This is a genomic window from Microcoleus sp. B3-A4 (assembly GCF_036705385.1).
In the GTDB taxonomy this organism is placed as follows: Bacteria; Cyanobacteriota; Cyanobacteriia; order Cyanobacteriales; family Microcoleaceae; genus Microcoleus.
Genome location: NZ_JAUBUI010000052.1, coordinates 19278 through 36210 on the forward strand (window position 1 = coordinate 19278; position 16933 = coordinate 36210).

At 48.0% G+C, this 16933-nt stretch carries 15 protein-coding genes; 10 read left to right on the forward strand and 5 right to left on the reverse strand.

Annotated elements, in window-relative coordinates; translation table 11 throughout:
• Window positions 1-35: 35 nt before the first annotated feature.
• On the reverse strand, window positions 36-1523 hold the full coding sequence (gene glpK, locus QUB33_RS19495) for a glycerol kinase GlpK (protein ID WP_333352853.1): 1488 nt from the start codon (window positions 1521-1523) through the stop codon (window positions 36-38).
• A 98-nt stretch (window positions 1524-1621) separates the two neighbouring features.
• Between glpK and QUB33_RS19500 the strand changes: the two genes are divergently transcribed.
• Window positions 1622-2206, forward strand: coding sequence for an endonuclease dU (locus QUB33_RS19500; protein ID WP_333352857.1), 585 nt, complete (start codon window positions 1622-1624; stop codon window positions 2204-2206).
• Window positions 2207-2333: 127 nt separating this feature from the next.
• Here the strand turns inward: QUB33_RS19500 and QUB33_RS19505 are convergent, their stop codons facing one another.
• Complete coding sequence (locus tag QUB33_RS19505; protein ID WP_333352861.1) at window positions 2334-3557, reverse strand: hypothetical protein; 1224 nt, start codon at window positions 3555-3557, stop codon at window positions 2334-2336.
• 830 nt (window positions 3558-4387) lie between these two features.
• Between QUB33_RS19505 and apcA the strand changes: the two genes are divergently transcribed.
• The 4 genes from apcA (at window position 4388) to QUB33_RS19525 (ending at window position 7419) form a co-directional block, all read left to right on the forward strand.
• A complete protein-coding gene (gene apcA, locus QUB33_RS19510) occupies window positions 4388-4873 on the forward strand; it encodes an allophycocyanin subunit alpha (RefSeq protein ID WP_333352864.1) in 486 nt (161 codons plus the stop codon).
• Window positions 4874-5049: 176 nt separating this feature from the next.
• Window positions 5050-5535 carry an allophycocyanin subunit beta gene (gene apcB / locus QUB33_RS19515; protein WP_006634930.1) on the forward strand — a complete coding sequence of 162 codons (486 nt, stop codon included), beginning with the start codon at window positions 5050-5052 and terminating at the stop codon, window positions 5533-5535.
• Between the two features lie 265 nt (window positions 5536-5800).
• Window positions 5801-6004 (forward strand): phycobilisome linker polypeptide, encoded by a 204-nt coding sequence (locus QUB33_RS19520; protein WP_006634929.1) that lies wholly within the window; start codon window positions 5801-5803, stop codon window positions 6002-6004.
• A 194-nt stretch (window positions 6005-6198) separates the two neighbouring features.
• Window positions 6199-7419, forward strand: a complete 1221-nt coding sequence (locus tag QUB33_RS19525; protein ID WP_333352868.1) for an FtsW/RodA/SpoVE family cell cycle protein — start codon at window positions 6199-6201, stop codon at window positions 7417-7419.
• Between the two features lie 468 nt (window positions 7420-7887).
• Here QUB33_RS19525 and QUB33_RS29700 read toward each other — a convergent pair whose 3' ends face one another.
• Window positions 7888-8088, reverse strand: a complete 201-nt coding sequence (locus QUB33_RS29700; protein WP_445299538.1) for a hypothetical protein — start codon at window positions 8086-8088, stop codon at window positions 7888-7890.
• 149 nt (window positions 8089-8237) lie between these two features.
• Between QUB33_RS29700 and QUB33_RS19535 the strand changes: the two genes are divergently transcribed.
• Complete coding sequence (locus tag QUB33_RS19535; RefSeq protein WP_333352871.1) at window positions 8238-11084, forward strand: CHAT domain-containing protein; 2847 nt, start codon at window positions 8238-8240, stop codon at window positions 11082-11084.
• Window positions 11085-11102: 18 nt separating this feature from the next.
• Here the strand turns inward: QUB33_RS19535 and QUB33_RS19540 are convergent, their stop codons facing one another.
• Window positions 11103-11756: a Crp/Fnr family transcriptional regulator gene (locus QUB33_RS19540; protein WP_333352874.1), complete on the reverse strand. Its 654-nt coding sequence runs from the start codon at window positions 11754-11756 to the stop codon at window positions 11103-11105.
• Window positions 11757-12280: 524 nt separating this feature from the next.
• Between QUB33_RS19540 and hslO the strand changes: the two genes are divergently transcribed.
• Genes hslO through QUB33_RS19560 form a run of 4 tightly spaced genes read left to right on the forward strand, consistent with a single transcriptional unit; the run spans window position 12281 to window position 15951 of the window.
• Window positions 12281-13180, forward strand: coding sequence for an Hsp33 family molecular chaperone HslO (gene hslO, locus QUB33_RS19545; RefSeq protein WP_190734951.1), 900 nt, complete (start codon window positions 12281-12283; stop codon window positions 13178-13180).
• A 24-nt stretch (window positions 13181-13204) separates the two neighbouring features.
• Window positions 13205-13429 (forward strand): hypothetical protein, encoded by a 225-nt coding sequence (locus tag QUB33_RS19550; RefSeq protein ID WP_333352878.1) that lies wholly within the window; start codon window positions 13205-13207, stop codon window positions 13427-13429.
• Window positions 13426-15486, forward strand: a complete 2061-nt coding sequence (locus QUB33_RS19555) for a hypothetical protein (protein WP_333352881.1) — start codon at window positions 13426-13428, stop codon at window positions 15484-15486. Before QUB33_RS19550 ends, QUB33_RS19555 begins: the two co-directional genes overlap by 4 nt.
• A 54-nt stretch (window positions 15487-15540) precedes the next feature.
• Window positions 15541-15951 carry an ester cyclase gene (locus tag QUB33_RS19560; protein WP_333352885.1) on the forward strand — a complete coding sequence of 137 codons (411 nt, stop codon included), beginning with the start codon at window positions 15541-15543 and terminating at the stop codon, window positions 15949-15951.
• A gap of 228 nt (window positions 15952-16179) precedes the next feature.
• On the opposite strand, the gene QUB33_RS19565 is transcribed toward QUB33_RS19560, so the two are convergent.
• A complete protein-coding gene (locus QUB33_RS19565; RefSeq protein WP_333352888.1) occupies window positions 16180-16653 on the reverse strand; it encodes a TspO/MBR family protein in 474 nt (157 codons plus the stop codon).
• Between the last annotated feature and the right edge of the window lie 280 nt (window positions 16654-16933).

Consider the following 16933-nt stretch of genomic DNA (forward strand, 5'->3'; position numbering starts at 1 on the left):
TCACTAAATACACATTTTCGGGTTAACTCAGCGATTTATTCTTCCCAATCGAATGTGCGGGAAACTGCTTTTTTCCAAAAGTGATATTTTTGTTCGCGAAGTGCGATCGGCATTTTCGGCTCCCAAGTACAATCCACCGCCCAATTGTCCCGCAATTCCGCTAGCTGACTCCAAAAACCCACCGCCAAACCAGCCGCATAAGCCGCACCGAGTGCAGTAGTTTCTGCTACCACAGGCCGCACCACAGGCACTCCCAAAACATCACTCTGAAATTGCATCAGCGTGTGATTTCCCACCATACCTCCGTCTACTTTTAGAGACAAAAGCTGCACAGCAGAATCCTGATTCATCGCATCCAATACTTCTCGCGTTTGCCACGCTGTAGCTTCCAATACAGCGCGGGCAATGTGTGCCTTAGTCGCGTAGCGAGTTAAACCTGCAATTACTCCCCGGGCGCTGTCTTTCCAATAGGGCGCGTAGAGTCCAGAAAATGCCGGGACAATGTAAACTCCGCCGCTATCTTCGACTGTATTTGCTAATGTTTCTACTTCTGCAGATGTGTTGATGATGCCCAAATTGTCCCGCAGCCACTGCACTAAAGCTCCGGCGATCGCAATACTGCCTTCCAAAGCATACACAGCGGGCGATTCCCCCATCTTGTAGGCGACTGTTGTTAGTAACCCGTTTTTTGAAGGGACGATCGCCTCACCAGTATTCAGCAGCATAAAACAGCCCGTACCGTAAGTATTTTTCGCCTCCCCCGGACTGAAACAAGTTTGCCCGACAAGAGCGGCCTGCTGATCGCCCAAAGCAGCAGCAATTGGAACACCTGCAAGCAATCCTTTTGCAGTTCCAAAAACTTGACTCGAAGGGCGAATTTCTGGCAGCATCTGGCGGGGAATTGCCATTATTTCCAAAGTTTCGGTATCCCAATCGAGGGTTTGCAAATCCATCAGCATCGTGCGGCTGGCGTTGGTAACATCGGTAATGTGCGCGCCGCCAGTCAGGTGCCAAATCAGAAAAGTATCGACATTGCCAAAAATCGCATCCCCTTGATTTGCGGCTTCCCGCAATCCTGTAATATTGTCCAGCATCCACTTAATTTTCGGCCCGCTGAAATAAGTAGCCAGCGGCAAACCGCATCGTTTTTGAAATCGATCTTTTCCGTCAACTTCCGCTAATTTATCGCAAATAAAGCGAGTGCGGGTATCTTGCCAAACAATCGCATTGCCGTAAGGTTTGCCAGTTTTTTTGTCCCAAACAATTGCTGTTTCGCGCTGGTTGGTAATACCAAGTGCAGCAATATCTTTCGGGTCGATATTGCCGATTTCGAGGGCATTTTTAATCACGCTTTGGGTGCGCTGCCAAATTTCCTCGGGATTGTGTTCAACCCATCCTGGTTGCGGATAGATTTGCTCGTGTTCTTGTTGGTTGCTGCAAATTATCTGTCCCAGGCGATCGAATACGATAAATCGCGTGCTGGTAGTTCCTTGGTCGATCGCTGCTACGTATTTTTTTGCCAATTGTCTAAAACCTTTTTAGTAATGAGCTATTTAACGTATATGATACTATGTAAAACACAAGCTAATCTCAAAAACTTTAGTTTAGGGAACTCCACAAGTTGAAACTGGCAGATTTGCTGAGGCTCGATCGCACAATTAAGGTTATTGGGTTTGACGACGCTCCGTTTTCTCGTACAAGCGGCAGTCGGGTGTCGATCGCGGGCATAGTCTGCGGGGGAACTCGATTTGAAGGAATGGTGTGGGGACAAGTTTTCCCAGACGGATTAGATGCCACAGATACTATTTGTGAGCTACTCCTCGGAGGGAAATTTCTGCCGCAATTGCATCTCATTTTGCTAGACGGAATTGCTTTCGGTGGCTTCAATATTATTGACCTTCCCGAGTTAGCATCGCGGCTGCAAATTCCTTGCGTTGCTGTCATGCGTCGCCAACCAGATTTAGCGGCTGTTGAAAAAGCCCTCCGCCATTTACCCGACTCGGAATACCGTTTAGAATTGTTGCGCCGCGCCGGGAAAATTCACGCTTTTGAACCTTTCTTTTTTCAAGTGTGTGGCGAACAACCAGAAGTAATAGCGAGGGTACTCCAGCGTTTGACAGACATTGGTAAAGTTCCTGAAGCTTTGCGTTTGGCTCATCTGATTGGGGCGGCTGTAATTAATGGAGTTAGTGGCAGTTCTGCTTGAATTATTGTTAAGAACGGGCAAGATGCCCGTTCCACACAGACTAAATTTTATTGTGGGGTGGGCGGGAAAGCGCACCCCTGAAAGGCTGATTGAGAATAGTGCAATATCTCAGCTTTTACTTGCTTACTTACACAATTTCGCCGTCCCTTTCACCGAATTCGATTTGAGTCCCCAATGCCAAAGTTAGGGTACTTTCAGGTTCTACCATTTTTATATCACCTTGAATGTCTGTAGCCCACCAAGCGCGATCGCACAAATTGGTCAATCCTAACGAAAGCTCGTTTCTCGATCGAGAAGTGACTATAGCTACAAGACCGTTAGAGGCTGCGGCTGTTAAACTCGGTATGTCAGAGGTGAATAGTTGAGTTCCCGCACTCAGAGGAATAACTCGACTGCCTAATTTCAGAGAAAATTGGCTGCTGGTAAAAGAATTTACTGCGGGCTGAGCTGATATAAAGGTAGGTGGAATATTTGCCGATGTTGGGGCTGGCAAGTCAGAGTTTCCTACTGTAATTGTACAGTTGCCGATTTTCTTTTGGTCGCCCGATCGCAAATAACTCACGGCCCCGCTATCAACATTCTCGCAAACAATTTGACCGGCTTCCAATTGAAATCGCATAGCCAAGGGCGAAACATTAGGAATGCAGATAATAGACAAATTTTCATCACTGCCAAAAGTGATCGGTTCCGAACCCAGAGTGAGAGTGCGATTTGCTCCCGTATCGTAACTAATTACCAGCCAAGCTTTGTTGAACAAAGTTTCAGCTACCACTAGCATAATTCCAATCCAAAAACCGATCGCAGCACAGCCAGCTAAACGGCCTGCACATTCAGCTAAAGGGTCAGCAGTACCCGATAAATTATAAGCAAACAGAATAAACAAACAGCCGCCCAAAACTCCTCCTACACCACCGCCTCCCGTCCCGCGAAGCGCTCCCAAATTAGGAATCCGCTGTGCAAGTCCAAGTCCTAACAAACTGCCAGCTATTCCCCAGCAAATTACTCGCAATAATTCGTTGTCTCCCTCGCCCATCCCGCTGTAAATACCTTGGGCAATTGCCCCAGAAATGGCTCCTGCTATTAAACCAAACAATCCGCCATTTTTTAAAGCCTGTTTAATTTGAGGCTTGCCTTTGATATAGTAATAATAGCCGAACATGATAGCAGTAGCAATCCCACTGCCTACCAATCCAAACCAGCGAGTTGTGAACAATACACTATCAAAAAAAGATTCCGAACCAGGGAGTCGCTGCATGAAAGGTTCGGTGATGAGATTGCCGACGAAACCGCCGACTGCACCGCTAATCCCAAACTGCAAAGCTTTTTTAAGGGCTGATAGATTTCTTTTCACGGCGCACCAGATTAAAAGTGAGAGTCAAATCTATCTACAAGCTCGAAAGTTATGATTTCTGATGATCTTAATATCTGGCATCGCGATCGAGAACACGCCCGACGGCCTGTTGCACAAACACAAAGAGTGAGTTTTCTTGTGGGGAGTAGGGGTTGGGCAGGAGAACCCGCCCGTCCAAGACTTATTCAGAATGGTGCAAGATGTGAGACGATCGCACATCTCCCCCTCTGTCTCCCGCCTGTCTCCCTTCCCTCTCAGGGAAAAGTCTTTGAGCGTTGCGCCGTCGCCCGCCACAAATCCCCCTTAATAATCTATCGCCTGTAACCCTTGCTGCGAGAGAATTACATCTATTTTTTTATCCGTGAAATTTTAACGCAGAACACCCTAGCGAGGGCCCAAATATGAAAAGGAATGTTACAAACTATTACAGTAACACTCAGAATGTGAACATAATGCCTCAAAATACTTGCGAGAGGTAGTTGTGTCAGAGAAGCAATATCCTTACTAACTGCCGGACAGTCACTCGATCGCCACTAAGTGGCCTGCTGCAATCTCGATCGTAAATTAAAGATCGCATCAGTCATTTGTGGTATTGTAAGCGACAGGCTTAGTGCGAGCACTCACAACCGCACCGGCGTGAAGAACGAGCGCCGTTAAGCACCGAAGGCAGTCACCCGCCAACAACTTCAACAGTTGCTGAGTGTGGAAAGTCCAGCCTTCCCCGTCAAAGCTCCTGCCTGAGCAGGAAAGATACGGGACGCAAGCGCCCGCCTTCGCTAGCCCAGCGCAGAGCAGTTCATATAGCAAAATATCCAGCGGGTACACACAAGATGAGTATCGTCACCAAATCAATCGTCAACGCAGACGCCGAAGCTCGCTACTTGAGCCCAGGTGAATTAGATCGGATCAAGAGCTTTGTCACCTCTGGTGAACGCCGCGTCCGCATCGCCCAAATTTTGAGCGAATCCCGCGAACGCATCGTCAAGCAAGCAGGCGACCAACTTTTCCAAAAGCGCCCTGATATTGTTTCTCCCGGCGGCAACGCTTACGGCGAAGAAATGACCGCAACTTGCTTGCGCGACATGGACTACTACCTGCGTTTGATCACCTACGGAATCGTAGCTGGCGACATTACTCCGATCGAAGAAATCGGTATTGTCGGCGTCCGCGAAATGTACAAATCTCTCGGCACCCCGATTGAAGGCGTCGCCGAAGGCATTCGCGCTATGAAAGGTGCAGCAAGCTCGCTGCTGTCTGGAGAAGATGCTTCCGAAGCTTCCTCTTACTTCGACTACGTTATCGGTGCGATGCAGTAAGGAATTTCGATTTTAGGTTTTCGATTTTAGATTGAAAAATTGGGGGTTGCCGGCAACAAGTTAAAAGCTTTTGCAAATAACCAGCCACTTAAAAATCTTAAATCCCAAATCCCAAATTCCAAATTCTAGCTCCAAAATTGGACTGACTCAGCCACTTTCTAGGAAACAAGACAACCATGCAAGACGCAATTACCGCCGTTATCAATTCCTCTGACGTTCAAGGTAAGTACCTCGACATCAGCGCTCTAGACAAGCTCAAGAACTACTTTGCTTCTGGCGAACTGCGCGTCCGCGCCGCTACCGCCATCAGCGCTAATGCAGCCACAATCGTCAAAGAAGCAGTTGCTAAGTCTCTGTTGTACTCTGATGTAACTCGTCCCGGCGGCAATATGTACACCACTCGTCGTTATGCAGCTTGCATCCGCGACTTGGACTACTACCTCCGCTACGCCACCTACGCTATGTTGGCTGGCGACCCTTCCATCCTCGATGAGCGCGTGCTCAACGGTTTGAAAGAAACCTACAACTCCTTGGGCGTGCCCATCGGTTCTACCGTACAAGCAATCCAAGCAATGAAAGAAGTCACCGCCGGTTTGGTCGGTTCTGACGCTGGTAAAGAAATGGGCGTCTATTTCGACTACATCTGCTCTGGCTTGAGCTAAGACTCAGGAAGAAGGAAGAAGGAAGAAGGAAGAAAGAAGAAGAAATAACATTTATTTCTTGCCTCTTTTAACTTTTAACTTTGGACTTGTTACCTTTGACTTTGAAAAGAGGTCAGGGAAGTTGAGAGTGATTGCTAGACCGTCAAAGGCTTGTCGAGAAAGCCCGACGAGTTTTAACGAGCTAGTTTTGACTCCTAACTCCCTGCCTTCAATCTTTAAAAAATCCATCTAATAATCTGTAAACCTACTCAGGAGTTAGTTTCCCATGAGAATGTTTAAGGTGACTGCTTGCGTCCCCAGTCAAACTCGCATCCGCACTCAGCGCGAATTGCAAAATACCTATTTTACTAAGCTGGTTCCTTACGACAACTGGTTCCGGGAACAGCAAAGAATTATGAAAATGGGCGGCAGAATTATTAAAGTGCAACTGGCTACCGGTAAGCCCGGAGCTAATACAGGTTTACTTTAAGAGCCGAAGCTGGATTAGTAGAGGGGTAAGAGGTCGCGATCGACCTCTTTTTTGTTTGTTATGATTTTAGCTAATAACTATAAGACTTATGGACTTGTAGTCATCAACCCGACTTCTTCGTAAATTTCTCGTTGCTAACCCAAGATTTTGCTTAGCAACCGGGTTGATGGCTGTAATTTTTAAACTAATGACTAATGGCTAATGACATTCGACGCTTGATTCCCTTTTTTGACCCCAGCGCGTCTCAATGGGCCGCTGAGGCTCGGTGGTTGAGGTGGCTGACTTTTCTGTGGCTGTTTGTAGGGCTGACCGCATTGTTTTCGGCTTCCTATCCCATTGCAAATTATGAATTTGGAGACGGCCTTTATTATTTTAAACGACAGCTAGTCGCAGTGGCGATCGGGCTGGCCGGCTTTAACTTGATGGTGTACTCCCCACTGCGCTACATCATGAAAACATCTCAGTTAGGTGTTTTGTTGCTGCTGGGATTACTGTGGCTGACCTTGGTTCCGGGGGTGGGAACCACAATCAACGGGGCGACTCGCTGGATATCTCTTGGTCCGGTTCCCATTATTCAACCTTCTGAGTTGATCAAGCCGTTTTTTGTTCTCCAAAGCGCCCGCATTTTCGGCAACTGGTCCCGGTTGACGAATAAAGTTCGCTTAACTTGGCTGTTAATTTTCGGTGCAATGCTGTTGGGAATTTTGTTGCAGCCGAATTTAAGTACCACGGCTTTGTGCGGGATGACTTTGTGGTTGGTGGCTTTGGCGGCGGGCTTGCCTTACTTGCAGTTGGGCGCAACGGCTATGGGGGGAATGCTTTTAGCCGTTTTAAGTATTAGTTTTAGGGAATACCAGCGCCGCCGGATTATGTCTTTTCTCAATCCTTGGGCTGATCCGATGCAAGACGGCTATCAGTTGATTCAAAGTCTCCTGGCTGTGGGTTCTGGGGGCATTTGGGGTGTGGGTTTGGGGATGTCCCAGCAAAAGTTATTTTATTTGCCTATTCAGTACAGCGATTTTATTTTTGCTGTGTTTGCTGAGGAGTTTGGTTTGGTGGGAGGTTTCTCACTGTTGCTGATGTTGGCGGCTTACTCTACTGTGGCGTTGAGGGTAGCGATGAAGGCTCGAAATAGTGAGAGTCAGTTGGTCGCGATTGGGGTAATGGTGGTGATGGTGGGACAGTCGCTGCTGAATATTGGGGTGGCGACGGGGGTTTTGCCGACTACGGGTTTGCCACTGCCGTTTTTTAGTTATGGGGGTTCTTCGATGTTGGCAAGTTTGTTGTTGTCGGGGTTGCTGATTCGGGTGGCGAGGGAGAGTTCTGAGGCTGATGTGGTTTCTTTAAACGGCCTCCGTGGAAAGCCTGGAAAGCCGAACTTGCGATCGAACAACGGCACTGCACAAACCGAATAATTTGTCAATAGCAAACTAACCCGGTTTTTGGCAAAAATCGGGTTAGTTTACTTACTTAAAAACTACTGGCAGAATACCAATTTATAGGAACCGGTATTGTAGGGAAGAACACTGATTTTGAGAAAAAAAGAAGTCGGGGATCTTAAGGCAATTCGACATTTATATCGTGGGAGATGAATGTCGATCGACTATTTCCGCCCGTCACCCTTATTTGGCGGTTGTTCTTGTTGTTCTTGAGGTTGAGCTGTGATGTCAGTTAATTCTTTTTTGTCTGGTTGCGGTGTTTCTGGAGTTGAGTTAGCCATTGAGTTTTTTCCTAAATAGATGCACCGCTTAATGATATCTTTTCCGGCTACAAATGTGTTGCTGTAGATAGGGGGAGGAAAATCAAGACAGACAATTATGATGCAATTCGATGAGATATTTAATATTAGACAGCATTATGTAGATGCAAATGGCTGTCGGTTGCTATACTGCTGGAGGGTTGCCGCCAAACAAATCGGAGGCAGACGCAAAAACACCTTTGTTAAGAATTAAATGCCGAGATGGCGCTCTCGATTGATTAACCCTTGCTGCTGCAATTTTCCCAGCATTCGCGTTACTGTTACCAGAAAGAATTGGTTTCAAGCCGGAACCCCGATCGGGAGAAATTAAAAAAAGACTATTCATTACTCCAATCCTCTTCCTTCCAGGTAGATGTCGCTATCTTGCGGTCAACAGTCAACAGTCAACAGTCAACTGAACCGCGTCGTGCAAACCGCATTAGCAATATCTTGATGTGTCAAGCGGATGCTCAAACCAGAGGCCTGTCAAAAGTTATGAAACTGCAAAAAATTGGATTGTCGGCACCGCTCTCAATCTTATCGGCGCTGACTGTAGGTGAGTTTCGGTTTATCCCTAACTCTCAGTTTAAAATAATCAATTCTCAGGCCTTGGCTCAAACTTCTGCTGAGCGGAAAGCCGAAGCAGACCGACTGTTACAGCAAGGGATTCAGCAGTATCAGATTAGTCACTTTCAAGCTGCATTGCAGTCTTGGCAACAGGCACTAATAATTTATCGAGAAATTAAAGACCGCCAAGGTGAAGGGAAAGCTCTGGGAAGTCTGGGAATTGCTTACCGTAGCCTCGGCGACTACGCCAAAGCCATCGAGTACGCTCAGCAGGTGTTGGCGATCGCGCGAGAAATTAAAGACCGCCAAAGCGAGGGGGCGGCTCTGGGAGATCTGGGAATTGCTTACGGTAACCTCGGCGACTACGCCAAAGCCATCGAGTACGCTCAGCAAGACTTGGCGATCGCCCGAGAAATTAAAAACCGCCAAAGCGAGGGGGTGGCTCTGGGAAGTCTGGGAATTGCTTACGGTAACCTCGGCGACTACGCCAAAGCCATCGAGTACACTCAGCAGAAGTTGGCGATCGCGCGCGAAAGTAAAGACCGCCAAAGCGAGGGGGAGGCTCTGGGAAGTCTGGGAATTGCTTACGGTAACCTCGGCGACTACGCCAAAGCCATCGAGTACACTCAGCAGAAGTTGGCGATCGCGCGAGAAATTAAAAACCGCCAAAGCGAGGGGGTGGCTCTGGGAAATCTGGGAATTGCTTACGGTAACCTCGGCGACTACGCCAAAGCCATCGAGTACCAACAGCAGCAGTTGGCGATCGCGCGAGAAATTAAAGACCGCCAAAGCGAGGGGGCGGCTTTGGGAAATCTGGGAAGTGCTTACCTTCCCCTCGGCGACTACGCCAAAGCGATCGACTACGCTCAGCAGTGGTTGGCGATCGCCCGAGAAATTAAAGACCGCCAAAGCGAGGGGGGGGCTCTGGGAAATCTGGGAATTGCTTACGGTAACCTCGGCGACTACGCCAAAGCGATCGAGTACCAACAGCAGCAGTTGGCGATCGCGCGAGAAATTAAAGACCGCCAAAGCGAGGGGAAAGCTTTGGGAAATCTGGGAAGTGCTTACCTTTCCCTCGGCGACTACGCCAAAGCGATCGAGTACGCTCAGCAGGACTTGGCGATCGCGCGAGAAATTAAAGACCGCCAAAGCGAGGGGGGGGCTCTAGGAAGTCTGGGAATTGCTTACCTTTCCCTCGGCGACTACGCCAAAGCGATCGAGTACACTCAGCAGTGGTTGGCGATCGCGCGAGAAATTAAAGACCGCCAAAGCGAGGGGGTGGCTTTCAACAATCTAGGATTGGCTCTCGCCAACTCTGGCAATCTCCCAGCAGCAGAGAAAACCCTACTTGATAGTATTAAAGTTTTGGAATCTCTCCGTGCTGGATTAGACGATGCCAATAAAGTGTCAATATTTGAAACCCAAACTAGCGCCTACGTCACTTTACAACAAGTCTTCATTGCTCAGAAAAAAACTAACGACGCTTTAGAAATTGCCGAACGGGGTAGATCCCGAGCTTTTGTGGAGTTATTGGCATCTCGCCTTGCCGCATCTGCGTCTGTCCCAACTACTATCAACCCGCCCAATATCCAGCAAATTCAACAAATCGCTAAAGAGCAAAACGCTACCCTCGTCGAGTATTCCATTATTAGGAATGAAGCCCTCTATATTTGGGTCATCAAGCCGACTGGTGAAATTACCTTTCGCTCCGTTGATATCAAATCTCTGAAAATCAATCTACCCGAAGCCACCGAACAGACAAGAGTATCTGCTGCTACCGGGAGGAGAGGATTAAACGAGCAAGATACAGCCTTAGCTGAGATGATTCGCGGCACTCGCGAGGCTCTGGGTGTATCGGGGGACATTGCCAATAAACAAACAGCTAATCCCCCTGCTTCTACCCCTGCTAATTCTCGGATAATCTACCCCAAATTACAGCAAAGTTATCAACTACTCATTCAACCCATTGCCGATTTTTTACCTACTGACCCGAATGCTCCGGTCATCTTCATTCCCCATAAATCCCTGTTTTTAGTTCCCTTTGTCGCCTTACAAGATCCGACAGGTCAATATTTGATTGAAAAACATACCATCCTCACTGCTCCCGCCATTCAAATTTTGCAGTTAACCCGCCAATCACGGCAAAAAGTCCGACAACTTTCTCTCCATAATAACTTAGTTGTAGGCAATCCAATTATGCCCAAAATTGGCACACCGCCGCGCCAATTAGCTCCCTTACCGGGCAGCGAACAGGAAGCAATTACAATTGCCCAACTTCTGAATACTAAACCGATTACAGGCTCTCAAGCCACTAAAGCATCGATTGTTCAACAGATGCTAAAAGCCCGAATTATTCATCTGGCAACTCACGGATTACTCAATGAAGTGCAGAGGCGAGATTTACCGGGAGCGATCGCCCTTGCTCCATCAGGAAATGATGACGGATTGCTGACTTCGAGCGAAATTTTGGATTTAAAATTAAATGCTGAATTAGTGGTATTAAGTGCTTGCAATACTGGCAGAGGAAAACTCACAGGTGATGGTGTGCTTGGATTATCTCGTGCTTTAATTAGTGCTGGTGTTTCCAGTATTATCGTTTCTCTGTGGTTAGTGCCCGATGCTGCGACAGCGGAATTAATGGCAGAATTCTATCGCCAGTTACAGCTAAACCCGAATAAAGCTCAAGCTTTGCGGCAAGCGATGCTGATGACAATGAAGATGCACCCAAATCCGCAAGATTGGGCGGCGTTTACGCTGATTGGCGAAGCAGAATAAGATTTTTTTCTGCGCTTGCTACACTGCTTGAGGGTTGCAGCCAAACAAATCTGACGATGTGGCAAAAACATCTTTGTTAAGAACTAAATGCCGATCGCCATCTCGACTGATTAACCCTTGCTGCTGCAATTTTCCCAGCATTCGAGTTACTGTTACCCGCGTCGTGCAAATCGCATTAGCAATATCTTGATGCGTCAAGCGGATATTCAAACGAGTTCCCTCAACCACAGGCTGACCGAATTCCTGTTGCAATAATAGCAGTAACTGATACAAACGGTCATCTACTCGCCGCTGTCCGGCGATCGCTAAAATTGCTTCCATTTGCCGCAGCCGCCGTACCATTTGAGGCAGCAACTCGTGAGCCAATTGAGGAGAAGCTTCGATTTCAACCATAGAATACCACATCAAATAAATATCTGATGTCGCCGTAGCTCGGTAAGTCTGCAAGCTTGTCAACCACAAACCGAAGCACATCGAAGGCCCAACCCAACCCAAAAGTCCTTCTTCCCCGGTTGGATAAAGCGTACTCAGTTGTGCTAAACCTTGACAGACTCGCCAAAGACCATGCGGCATCATAGGAATGGTTTCGCCCTTGGCATAAAAATGCAAGTTTCGAGTCGCTCCTGTGTTATGCTGGATTTCTGCTAAAAGTGCTTTGGATGTTGGTGGCATATCCGTTATTTCCAGCTAAAAAACATTGGTCTGAGACTTACGCCTCTCACTCTAGCCGGCCAAGGTAAAGGTTTGGTAATCGTCTGGTTAGCGCCAAGATAAGCTTTAGTCATTAGTTGTTATAGCAATCATAAATGAGTCGTAAACTTTTTACCCCACCCCAGCCCTCCCCTTATAAAGGGGAGGGAGTAAGAAATTAACAAATGATTTAGGATTGCTATAGTTGTTAGTTGTTAGTCATTAGTGATTATTTGTTATAAAATGACTGAGAAACGGGTAGATGATGGAAAATAAATGCAGTCGTTATTGCGGGCATATTAAATAAATATTTAAGTGGAAGAATCAATCAGAGTATTTGTTAATAAATAGTTGATCGAGCGAGGTTTTATAGAAAACAGAGGCGAGTTCTGAAGTTCGATCGCACGGACAGGCCCCCCGAGTCAACTGCTGCTATCTTCTGCCACAACCTTCAAGAACTTCTAAAATAGTTTAAGAAGATATCAAAAGACAAAGTAAGGTTTTTCATGGCCGATCAATTAATTCGCGCTACAGCCGCAGAGGGCGGAATTCGCGCTGTAGCCGTCATTTCCACCCGCCTCACCGAAGAAGCAAGACAGCGGCACAAGCTTTCCTACGTGGCTACAGCGGCCCTCGGGCGCACGATGTCGGCAGGGCTGTTACTCGCCTCCAGCATGAAGCGGCCCGAATCGAGAGTCAACATTCGCATCAAAGGAGATGGGCCGCTGGGCGGGCTTCTGATTGATGCGGGACTCGATGGAACAGTTCGAGGTTATGTGGACAATCCCGGAGTGGAACTGCCGCCCAATGCTAAAGGCAAACTCGATGTGGGCGGGGCAATAGGTGACGGTTATTTGTACGTGGTGCGGGACGTGGGATACGGTTTCCCTTACTCAAGTACGGTAGAATTGGTTTCCGGCGAAATTGGCGACGATCTGACTCACTATTTGGCAACCTCGGAGCAGACACCTTCGGCTCTGGTTTTGGGGGTGTTTGTGGGGGCGGGCGGGGTACAAGCGTCTGGGGGTGTGCTATTGCAGGTTCTGCCGAAGGCGGCAACGGACGAAAAATTGGTGCAAACTTTAGAATCTAGAGTTGCTGAATTGTCGGGCTTTACGCCACTGCTGCTATCGGGCAAAACGCTGCACCAGATTCTCGAAGAGTTACTGGGAGATATGGGCCTGGAAATTTTCCCGGAAACTCAGATGGTGCGGTTTCACTGCGGCTGTTCGTTCGATCGAGTTTTGGGAGCTTTGAAAATGTTGGGCGAAGCGGAACTCCAAGACATGATTGAAAAAGATGGCGGGGCTGAGGCTACGTGCCATTTCTGCAACGAGGTTTACAAAGCTAACAGCGACCAACTTGCAGAACTGATCGGCGATTTGCGATCGAACTCCGGTTCTTGAGACAATAATGTGTAATTGGCAATAATGAGTGCGAGTCGGGATGAAGGCCTTGACCAATTGCCAATTACCCATTATCAATTACCTAATCACAAAATTTTGATTTTTGTGGTTTGGCGATCGTCTCTTGTAGTCTTTCGCCTGCTGGAGTATTTAAAAGTGATGAAGACATTCTATAAAGCAGTCAATAGCAGCGATCGCTGTTTTGAAATAATTAAGACAGGCTGGTTGTTGTTTGTGGTGAGGATATGAGTCAAGATCGCAAAACACCAGGCCGTTGGTCTGCATCAGAATCCTTGGATTCAACAAAGGATACTTCGTCGCTGGTGCGGGTACCGGCAAGGAAAAACCGGGCTGAACGACTTAAAGAGCTCCGAGAGCTGGTTACTTCGGGAAAACTGCCGGGAGGGCATTTGGAACTACGGCCGAATTTGTCTGGGGAAAACTCACAGCCGCCCGGGCCACAGAAGTTGTGGCGGAGCTGGTCGAATAAGTGGCAGTTTTGGCTGGCGGTGAGTTTGCTGGTGTCGCTGGGTATGGGGTTTGTGGCAATTGCGTCTTTGCTCAACCTGACCTCGCAGTCGAATTGCTCAAAGATTTTTTGGCCGACGGCTTCTGCTAACGATCGCTTTTTTTGCGCTCAAGAAGCAGCAAGCAAGCGGACGGCAGATGATTTGCTGTTGGCGATCGAATTAGTGAATGCTTTGCCACAAAACCATCCGCTGCGGCCGAGAATTAACGGTCAAATCGCTCGGTGGTCGGAGGATATGCTCAGGCTGGGAAATGCTAGTTTCCAAGAAGGAAAGCTGCAGGAGGCGATTGCGATAGCGAACAAGGTTCCTCAAAACGTTCCTGCTTACCCGACGGTGGAAAAGCAGATTGAAAAGTGGCAGTCGATATGGAACGATGCAGAGAAAATTTACCGCACGGCCGAAGACCACTTGCGTAAGGAAGAGTGGACGCTAGCTTTCCGCCAAGCTACTTTGCTTTTGGATTTGGGAAATACTTTCTGGGAATCGACTAAGTACGAGGAATTGACTAAGCTAATTCAGGCGACTCGGACTGAGGGCAATAAGTTGGTCAAAGCCCGGAATACAGCCTCGGAGGGAGGTCTCGACAATCTGGTGACGGGGATTAAGCTGGCTCAGGGAATTGATCCAAACAGTTATTTGTATCAAGCTGCCAATAAAGCGATCGCGGAATTTAGCAAGAAAATTTTGGATATCGCCCAAAAACGATTGCAGGCAGGGGATTGGCAGGAGGCGATCGCGATCGCTAACAAGATTCCCGACACTGCAAATTTAACGGAACAAGTACAAGATTTTAATGAGTTGGCGAATGCTACTTCTCAGGCTTTGACTGGCTCTGTTGAGGGTTTCTCCAAGGCGATAGAGATTGCTCAAAAGTTGAAGTCCGGCCGCCCTTTATACAAACAAGCTCAAAATTTAGTCGGCCGCTGGCAGCAAGAAATGGCTGATGTGAAAGTTTTGGATTTGGCAAGCAGGCTGGCGGCGCCGGGAGGGGTAAATGATTTGAGGGCTGCGATCGCGCAATTGCAAACAGTCCCGGAATCAAATCCCCGCGCTTCGGAAGCTCGCAGTCAAATTAGCAGCTTGAGCCGTCAAATCGAGCTGCTGGAAGACAGTCCGTATTTGCAAAGAGCGAACGATTTGGCGAGTACAGGCGATCCGAATTCTCTGGAGGCTGCTGTGGCTCAAGCTTCTCGGATAGCTAGAGGTAGGGCGCTTTACGTGGAAGCTCAAACCAAAATTCAAGCTTGGATCGAGAGGAGACAGCGGCTTGTTGACCAGCCGTTTTTGGATAGAGCTCAGCAGCTAGCGGCGAGCGGCAATTTGGCGGGGGCAATTGAGATGGCCCGCCGGATTCGATCGGGACGGGTGCTTTATGAGGAAGCTCAATCGAACATTCGGGCTTGGGAGGCTCAATTTGAGGGCGAGCAAGGTTTGCAGAACGCCCGTCAGGCCGCCCGAGCGGGGACTGCGGAGGCTCTGCAAACGGCTATTGCGCTGGCCCTTCAGGTGCCGGAGTCGAGTTCGCTCCGGTGGCAGGCGAGTGAGGCGATTGATGAGTGGAGCCAGCGGATTTTGGCGCTTGGTGTGGAACAGTCGTCCTCGGATCTGGCTGGGGCGATCGCGACTTTGAAAAAAATTCCCTCGGGTACTCGGGCTTTTGAGCAAGCTCGATCGCAAATCGAACTTTGGGAGGAGTCGCTGAAGCCTTCGGATGCTGAATCTCCCCCTCCCGATCCCCCGGAAACTGAGCCTCCGAGCAGCCCTCCGAGTCGGTAAATTTGAGGGTGAGAAGGTGCTAACTAATATCTTTAGTTAATTAGAGAACCAAAAATGAAAACGCCCAAGCAAGTTCTCCAAGACTGGGTTTCTGCTTATAACGCTCGTGACCCTCACGCCCTTATCGAGCTTTATCACGACGATGCAGAGAACCATCAAGTTGCCTTTGGCGATCCTCTAAACGGGCGTGAGGCGCTGCTTGAGAGTTTTGTTACCTTCTTCCAAGCTTTTCCAGACAATTACACGCACGTTGAGAATCTGTTTGAGGAGGGGGAGTGGGCGATCGTTGAGTGGACTGGTGGCGGCACCTTTCTAGGTGAGTTTGGTGGCAACCTACCAACTGGCAAAAGTTTTACGCTGCAAGGCTGTGGCTTCTTTCATGTTGTTGATGGCAAAATCCATTTTCAACGCGGTTACATAGACAAGCACACTTGGTTCATGCAGCTTGGATTACCGATATCATAAGCTTCTATAGCCTTTCTCAGTAACATGAGGTTCACGCTTGATAAGCGGGCATAGGTCATAGGGCATAGGGCATACCTCACTTTATTGAGAACTGCTGTAGTTGTGCAACTGTACAATTATTCCCATCAAGTCTTTGCGGACTAAAACCTGCGTTGCCGCTAGATACGACCGAAAAACGGTGCTTTTTCCTGGTGCTTGCAATCCCTTTAAAATGACTAATTCCAGAGCCTAAACATCCGCCGGATTGAGGTGCATCATGACCCAAGTGGTGTAAGTGCCGATCGGACTCCAAAGTATATAAGGCAGCAATAACAGGGCGGCAGCCTCGGAAACTTGCAACACACTTAAAGCTAGTATTACGCTTAAAATAGCGCCCGTTCCACCGATTATTGTGCCGACTTTTAGGCTCCTAACTTTGCACATAACCGAGGTGTAAGACATAGTTACTATTTCTAAAAGCAGGTACAAACCCATTCTCAGCCACGTTTCCTGAGTTCCCGGTTCTTTTTCCCAAACAATCACTGCTGACCAAGCTGCACAAATAAAAATTACTGTCCAAATTAGGGGAATTGCTTTTTCAAATACTAGCCATCTCGGACGCTGCAAGCGGTTGAACCATTGGATGTCGCTGCGCGGGATTAAGTTAGCTGCTAGTGCTACTATCAAGGCGACGCCTCCAATTACCATCCAGGATTTAATCATTTTTTTACCTTGGGCGAGGTTGACAGGTTCAATTCAGCAGATATTATCTCTAATTTTGGCGATCGGGCAATCTGTCCCTAGTTATATTAGGTTTGGTTCCGTCGCACAACCCAACATCAGTTGAAAAGTAATTTAGACTTCTGGGAAATCTCAATTTATTTTCTTGTATTCCGTTTCATAATATAAAAAATGTGACTCTTGCTCCCTCCCCTTGAAAAGGGGAGGGTTCGGGTCTGCTTTTGAGTAAAATTGACCAGTAAATTGAACAAAAAGTCTCTTA

What these genes read in the sequence shown, in the direction of transcription:
- apcA (WP_333352864.1), top strand. Translation starts at nt 4,388, where the DNA reads ATGAGTATCGTCACCAAATCAATCGTCAACGCAGACGCCGAAGCTCGC.
- apcB (WP_006634930.1), top strand. Translation starts at nt 5,050, where the DNA reads ATGCAAGACGCAATTACCGCCGTTATCAATTCCTCTGACGTTCAAGGT.
- QUB33_RS19520 (WP_006634929.1), top strand. Translation starts at nt 5,801, where the DNA reads ATGAGAATGTTTAAGGTGACTGCTTGCGTCCCCAGTCAAACTCGCATC.
- QUB33_RS19525 (WP_333352868.1), top strand. Translation starts at nt 6,199, where the DNA reads ATGGCTAATGACATTCGACGCTTGATTCCCTTTTTTGACCCCAGCGCG.
- QUB33_RS29700 (WP_445299538.1), bottom strand. Translation starts at nt 8,088, where the DNA reads ATGAATAGTCTTTTTTTAATTTCTCCCGATCGGGGTTCCGGCTTGAAA.
- QUB33_RS19535 (WP_333352871.1), top strand. Translation starts at nt 8,238, where the DNA reads ATGAAACTGCAAAAAATTGGATTGTCGGCACCGCTCTCAATCTTATCG.
- QUB33_RS19540 (WP_333352874.1), bottom strand. Translation starts at nt 11,756, where the DNA reads ATGCCACCAACATCCAAAGCACTTTTAGCAGAAATCCAGCATAACACA.
- hslO (WP_190734951.1), top strand. Translation starts at nt 12,281, where the DNA reads ATGGCCGATCAATTAATTCGCGCTACAGCCGCAGAGGGCGGAATTCGC.
- QUB33_RS19550 (WP_333352878.1), top strand. Translation starts at nt 13,205, where the DNA reads ATGAGTGCGAGTCGGGATGAAGGCCTTGACCAATTGCCAATTACCCAT.
- QUB33_RS19555 (WP_333352881.1), top strand. Translation starts at nt 13,426, where the DNA reads ATGAGTCAAGATCGCAAAACACCAGGCCGTTGGTCTGCATCAGAATCC.
- QUB33_RS19560 (WP_333352885.1), top strand. Translation starts at nt 15,541, where the DNA reads ATGAAAACGCCCAAGCAAGTTCTCCAAGACTGGGTTTCTGCTTATAAC.
- QUB33_RS19565 (WP_333352888.1), bottom strand. Translation starts at nt 16,653, where the DNA reads ATGATTAAATCCTGGATGGTAATTGGAGGCGTCGCCTTGATAGTAGCA.